Source organism: Pseudomonas sp. PICF6, from assembly GCF_009831705.1.
GTDB classification, from domain to species: Bacteria; Pseudomonadota; Gammaproteobacteria; order Pseudomonadales; family Pseudomonadaceae; genus Aquipseudomonas; species Aquipseudomonas rhizophila.
Window position 1 is genome coordinate 137,837 of record NZ_WUUD01000017.1, and the last position, 6,456, is coordinate 144,292.

Annotated in this window: 6 protein-coding genes and 1 pseudogene; 1 reads left to right on the forward strand and 6 read right to left on the reverse strand. The window is 62.8% G+C overall.

Features of this window, described 5'->3' with window-relative positions; all coding sequences use genetic code 11:
* Positions 1–1,736 (forward strand): PAS domain-containing hybrid sensor histidine kinase/response regulator (locus GSM73_RS10880; protein ID WP_256676829.1); only part of this gene is annotated, 1,736 nt, incomplete at its 5' end.
* Positions 1,737–1,888: 152 nt separating this feature from the next.
* Here the strand turns inward: GSM73_RS10880 and GSM73_RS10885 are convergent.
* From GSM73_RS10885 to GSM73_RS27195, 6 genes and pseudogenes are all read right to left on the reverse strand, one after another.
* Positions 1,889–2,554, reverse strand: coding sequence for a response regulator transcription factor (locus GSM73_RS10885; protein ID WP_047229013.1), 666 nt, complete (start codon positions 2,552–2,554; stop codon positions 1,889–1,891).
* Between the two features lie 56 nt (positions 2,555–2,610).
* Positions 2,611–3,144 (reverse strand): PQQ-dependent catabolism-associated CXXCW motif protein, encoded by a 534-nt coding sequence (locus GSM73_RS10890; RefSeq protein ID WP_160892496.1) that lies wholly within the window; start codon positions 3,142–3,144, stop codon positions 2,611–2,613.
* A 250-nt stretch (positions 3,145–3,394) separates the two neighbouring features.
* Positions 3,395–4,186, reverse strand: a complete 792-nt coding sequence (locus tag GSM73_RS10895) for an ABC transporter permease (RefSeq protein WP_160892498.1) — start codon at positions 4,184–4,186, stop codon at positions 3,395–3,397.
* A complete protein-coding gene (locus GSM73_RS10900; protein WP_160892500.1) occupies positions 4,183–4,911 on the reverse strand; it encodes an ABC transporter ATP-binding protein in 729 nt (242 codons plus the stop codon). The genes GSM73_RS10895 and GSM73_RS10900 overlap by 4 nt, the downstream gene beginning before the upstream one ends.
* Positions 4,908–5,912: a YVTN family beta-propeller repeat protein gene (locus GSM73_RS10905; protein ID WP_047228996.1), complete on the reverse strand. Its 1,005-nt coding sequence runs from the start codon at positions 5,910–5,912 to the stop codon at positions 4,908–4,910. The genes GSM73_RS10900 and GSM73_RS10905 overlap by 4 nt, the downstream gene beginning before the upstream one ends.
* Positions 5,913–5,943: 31 nt before the next feature.
* Positions 5,944–6,456, reverse strand: a pseudogene (locus GSM73_RS27195) (branched-chain amino acid ABC transporter substrate-binding protein); the annotation flags it as partial.

Below are 6,456 nucleotides of genomic sequence, written 5' to 3' on the forward strand. Positions count from 1 at the left end.
CGGATGGCCGGGTCCTGGAGATTCGCACCCATCCGCTACCCACCGGCGGCTACGTCAACACCTTCACCGACATCACCGAGCGCTACCAGCACGCCGAGGCCCTGAGTGAAAGCGAACGCTGGATCCGCCTGATCACCGACCATGTGCCGGCGCTGATCGCCTACCTCAATGCCGACTTGGTCTACGAATTTACCAACAAAGTCTACGAGCAATGGTATTGCTGGCCCCGTGGCGTGATGCTCGGCCAGAGCCTGCGCGAGGCCCACAGCGAACAGCATTACCAGCGCCTGGAGGCCTACGTGGCCCGGGCCTTGGCCGGTGAGAGTGTGACGTTCGAGTTTGCCGAGACCAATATCAACAACCAGGAACGCTATATGCTGCGTTCCTACGTGCCCAATCGGCTGGCCAATGGTGAAGTGGTGGGAATCTTCGTGCTGATCCGCGACATCACCGAGCGGCGTCGCACCGCCGAGGCGCTGCACCAGGCCTACCAGAACCTGGAACAGCGCGTCCAGGAACGCACCGCCGAACTGACCTCCCTCAATGACCAGCTATTGCGCGAAATCGACGAGCGCAGCCGGGTGGAGCTGCGCTTGCGCGAGGCCAAGCGCGAGGCCGAGCAGGCCAACCTGTCGAAAACCAAATTCCTCGCGGCGGTCAGCCATGACCTGCTGCAACCGCTCAACGCCGCGCGGCTGTTCACCAGCGCTTTGCTCGAGCGCCGTGAGCCGGTAGCGAACGCGCAACTGGTGCGCAACGTCAGCCACTCGCTGCAGGACGTGGAAAACCTGTTGGGCACGCTGGTGGACATTTCCAAGCTCGATGCCGGGGTGATCAAGGCCGATATCGCGCCGTTCGCCCTCAGCGAGTTGCTCGACAACCTGGCCGCCGAATACGTCCAGGTGGCGCGCAGTGAGGGGCTGGAACTGCACTTTGTGCCGTGTTCGGCCCTGGTGCGCAGCGACATGCAGTTGCTGGCGCGGATCCTGCGCAATCTGCTGAGCAATGCCATTCGCTATACCCCCAGCGGGCGGGTGGTGCTGGGCTGTCGCCGGCACCGTCAGCGCTTGTCCATCCAGGTCTGGGACAGCGGCATCGGCATTGCCGAAAACCGTCTTGAAGAGATCTTCCAGGAGTTCAAGCGCGGCGATGTGCAGCGCCCGGATCAGGATCGAGGGTTGGGCCTGGGGCTGGCGATCGTCGAGAAAATCGCCGGGATCCTCGGGCACCGGATCCAGGTGCGTTCATGGCCGGGCAAGGGCTCGGTGTTCTCCATCGACGTGCCCCTGAGCGCCACCGCGCCCAAGCCGTTGCCGAGCCTGGAGATGAGCGAACCGATGCTTGAGCGCTTGCGCGGGGCCCGGGTCTGGGTGCTGGATAACGACGCGGCCATCTGCGCCGGCATGCGTACGTTGCTCGAAGGTTGGGGTTGTCGGGTGGTGACCGCGCTGTCGGAGCAGGACCTGGCGCGCCAGGTGGACAACTACCATGCCGAGGCCGACCTGCTGATTGCCGACTATCACCTGGACAACGAGCAGAACGGCGTCGACGCCGTGGCCCGGATCAACGCCCGCCGGGCCTCGGCGATCCCGGCCATGATGATCACCGCCAACTACAGCAACGAACTCAAGCAGCAGATCCGCGAACGCGGCCACACCCTGATGCACAAGCCGGTGCGGCCGATGAAACTGAAGATTGCGATGAGTCATTTGTTGAGTGGGCCCAAGAGTCATTGAGCCGAACGCTGTTGTGGCGAGGGGATTTATCCCTGCTGGGCTGTGAAGCAGCCCCCCTGGATCTGCCAGGCAGACCGAGTTCTTAGGTTTTAGGGCCGCTTCGCGCCCCAGCGGGGATAAATCCCCTCGCCACAGGGATGTGTGTCAGCGGTTCAACGGCGCAGATAAGCCCCGAAATCAATATCCCCGGCACTGAGAATCGCCTGCACCCGATTGTGCACATTGAGCTTGCGCAGGATGGCCGAGACGTGAGCCTTGACCGTGGTTTCGGCGATCTCCAGCGTGTAGGCGATCTGTTTGTTCGACTCGCCCTTGGTCATGCGTTCCAGCACCAGCAATTGTTTACGGGTCAGTGCCTGCAGCAGCTCGGGCGCAAAGGCCGGGGTTTCGTTCAGGCGGCGGCCCATTGGGCTTTTCTGCGTGCGGATGATGTCCGGTGGCAGGTACACGTTGCCGTTGAGAATCTGCTCGATGGCGTCGGTCATCTGCGAGCGCGGCGAGGACTTGGTGATGAACCCCACCGCGCCGTAGGTAATGGCTTGCAGCACCACCTGTTTGTCCTGTTCGGCGGAGACGATCACCACGGGGATGGTCGGCGCCTCGTTGCGCAGGTTGATCAGGCCATTGAGGCCGTGCATGCCGGGCATGTTCAGGTCCAGCAGGATCAGGTCGAGGTCGTCGTGCTCGCGGGTCAACGCCAGGGCGCTGTCCAGATCGGCGGTTTCCATCACCTCGCTGCCAGGAAAACCGTCGCTGATGACGTTGTGGATGGCTTCGCGAAACAGTGGGTGATCGTCGGCTATCAGGATCTTATACATGGCCATTCACCTCGTTATTGTCGTGTGGGTGGAGCGGGGGCACGCACTCATTAAAATCAGGGAAAGGGTTCGGGCCGGGCCGCTTGCAAGGGCAGGCGGGCCGCCTCCCAGGCGTCGAGGCCGTCGCGGTACCAATACAACTGTTTATAGCCCATGGCGGCGGCGCGTTTTACCGCGTTCCAGCTCAACCAGCAATCAGAGCGGCAATAAAAGACCAGCGGTTGATCCGCTCGCCCGCCCGTGGCTTTTCCCAGGTGATGGTTGAAGTAATCCTGCCAGGTCGAGTCGAGTTCGCCGTCGCCGGTATTGGCCAGCCACAGGCTGCCGGGGAGGTTGGCGTGGGGCTCGTTGTCGATGAAGCGTCCCTGGAGCCAGGGGCGGCGATAGACGTCGATCAGGATCGGAGGCGGCGTTTGCCCCATCAGCTGTTGCAGTGCCTGGGTATCGAGCGTTTTTGCGCCATCGACGGTGGCGGGCGTCGGGCTGCGGTACTGGGCAATGCGATAGCCCTGCGCGGAGAACAGCGCAGTGTCAGCCTGGGCGACATTCAGCCACAGGCCCAGCAAGACGATCACCAGCAAACGGGGCATGGGAATTTATCCTTTTTGTTATGCGCCCATTACATGCCAGGGTCGAGGTCTTGTGAATGCGACCATAGACAGGAAAACCGGTACTAAAGTAGTAATTTCGGGCTCAAAGACAAGTGTCAAACCTAGGTCATGCTCTATCCCCTGTGGGAGCGAGCCTGCTCGCGATAGCGGTGGTTCAGTTGGCAGAGACGTGACTGACGCACCGCTATCGCGAGCAGGCTCGCTCCCACAAGGGTTATTCGTCGTGCAATCAGCCTGCTTTGCGCAACGCCGCATGCTGCGGATTGAAGGTCCACACCGCCAGTAGCGCGAACACCAGAGTCAAGCCCGCGCACACCACCATTGCCAGCAGATTGAACCGTTCATACAACGCATAACGCACCAGCTCCACCCCATGGGTGAACGGACTCACCGTGCACAGCCAGTACAGCCAAGGGCTGGCCTCCAGCATTTTCCACAATGGATACAGTGCCGAGGACAGGAAGAACATCGGGAAGATCACGAAATTCATCACCCCGGCAAAGTTCTCCAGTTGCCGGATGGCATTGGACAGCAGCAAGCCCAGGGCGCTGAGCATCAGGGCCACCAGCAGCAGCGCCGGAAACGCCAGCAGCAGGCCCATGGCCGGTGGCTGGATGCCGTACAGCCAGGCAATGGCGAGAAATGCGTAGACCTGCAACAACGAGATCAGCGAGGTTGCCAGCAACTTGCTCGCCAGCAGGAAGGCCCGCGGCAGGGGGCTGGTGAGCAGCACGCGCATGCTGCCCATTTCCCGGTCATAGACCATCGACAGCGAACCCTGCATGCCATTGAACAACAGGATCATGCAGGCAAGGCCAGGCACGATGTACACCTCATAAGGGATGTAGGTGTCATAGGGGGCAATGATGGCGATGCCCAGTGCCGCACGAAAGCCGGCGGCGAACACCAGCAGCCACAGCAGCGGCCGCACCAGGGCACTGAGAAAGCGCGTGCGTTGTAGCACGAAACGCAGCCATTCACGCACCACGATGCCGCTGAAGCATTGCCAATACGCGTTCATGAGTGAACTCCCGCTGCGGTCAGATGTGTGAAGGCCGAACCGAGGGTGCCGCCGTGTGCCTGGCTCACGGCGTCGGCGCGTGCGCTAGCGACGAGGCGGCCTTGATGCAGGATCAGCAGATCGTCGCTGGGCTGTACTTCGTCCAGCAGGTGCGTGGTCCACAGCACGCTGATGCCCTCGTGGCACAACTGGCGGACGTGTTGGTTCAGGGCCAGCCGGCTGGCCGGGTCAAGACCAACGCTGGGTTCATCGAGCAGTAACAGGCGCGGTTCATGCAGCAGCGCCCGGGCGATTTCCACCCGGCGACGATGGCCGCCATTCAGGGCACGCACCCGTTCTTGGCGCCGCTCGGTCAACTGCTGGCGGGCCAGTTCCGCGTCGATGCGCACACTGCCCTGGCGCCGCGACAGGCCATGCAGCGCGACGTGGTAACGCAGGTTCTGCTCGACACTCAGGTCCAGGTCCAGGGTGCTCTGTTGGAACACCACGCCCAACTGGCGCAAGGCCGGCCGCGGCGAGGTCTGCAACGAATGGCCGCCGACGCGGACCTCACCACGCTGCACGTCATACAGGCGCGTGAGCAAGGCAATCAGCGTCGATTTGCCGGCGCCATTGGGGCCCAGCAACGCGGCGAAGCGCCCGGCTGCGAGGTTGAAACTCACCTGCCTGAGGGCTTCGCGCGCGCCGTAGGCGAAGCTCAGGTCGCTGACTTCCAGGGCGTTCATGGCGTCACCACTACACCCCAGGGGTAACGCCCGACTTTCACCGACTTGAGCACTTTGCGGCTCTGCACGTCGATCACCGACACATCGCCGCTGACGCCATTGGTTGCCAGCAGTTGGCGTTGATCGGGGGTGAATGCCAGTTGCCAGACGCGCCGCCCCACCAGCAGGTAATCCAGCACTTCGAAGGTCTTGGCATCGATGACGGCGACGTGATTGGCCGGGCCCAGGGCGACGAAGGCGAGTTTGCCGTCGGCGCTGAGCTTGATGCCCACCGGTTGTACCTTGTCGGGGTGAACGCCCTTGATCTGGAACGTCAGCGTCTTGAGCACCTGGCGACTGGCGACATCGAGAATCGTCAGCGTGCCGCCGATTTCCGCCGAGGCCCAGAGCTGCGAACCGTCACGACTGAACTCGACGAAACGCGGCCGTTGGTCCACCAGTGTGTTGTCGGCCAAGGTCTGGGTGCTGGTGTCGATCCAGTGCAGCATGTTGGTGGTTTCACTGGTGTTGACCGCCCATTTGCCATCGGGGCTGACGGCCATGCCTTCGGGCTCGACGCCGACGCCGATCTGTCCCAGCACCTCGGAAGTCTGGGTGTCGATCACGGTCACCAGGGCATCGTCTTCGTTGGACACGTAGAGCCAGCGGTCATTGGGGTGCAAGGCGAACTGCTCCGGGTCCTTGCCGGAGGGCAATTCCTTGATGATCTTGCGGGTGGCGACGTCCATCACCTGGACCCGGTCCGAATCGCTGGCGCAGATGTACAGCAAGCGGTTGTCGTGGGACAGCAACAGCCCTCGGGGGCGTTGGCCCACCGGCAGGGTCTCGATGACCTCCAGGCTCTGCATGTCGATCAGGCTCAGGCTGTTGTCTTTCTCATTGGAAACCCAGGCGATGCTGGCGGCGGCGGGGCCGGCGACCAACAACGCCGCCGCCAGGGTGAGGGTCTGGCAAAGCAGGGCAGGTTGGAACCGGGTCGGGTCAAGCAGGGGGCGGCGCATGGCGGTTTCCTTATTGTTGTTCTTGAAGGGATCAGGGGTAGCGGCAGCTCACTTCGGGCCGGTCGTAGCCCAGGCTGTCCATTTCGTTGGTAGGGTGCAGAAAACCGTCCTGGGGCGAGGTGCTCACCAGCGCCCGCGGCTGAACCAGGGGAATCGGCTGGCGCAGTTGCCCGTTCCACGGCCGGTAACTGAGCTTGCGCCCCTTGAAACCGTCCAGCGGCAATTGCTCGCTCAGCGCCAGTTGGCGGATGGCCAATGGATCGTCCTGGCGCAGTTTGCTCACGGCACTGGCGATGCTGCGCACGGCGATCCAGGCGGCGAAATCACGATCATTCATCCAGCGCCCGGCCAGGGCTTCGAAGCGTTTTTGCAGCTGTGCCGCGCCGTAGGTTTCCACGGTCTTGTGCCAGGCGGTGGGGGTCAGGCCTTGCGTGCCGGCCACCGGACGCGGGTACCAGGTCTGGTAGGGCACGTATTCGCCGAAGTCGCCGCGCTCGTCGGCCACCAGCACCACGTCGTATTCGGCGGTCTGGGTGAACAAAGG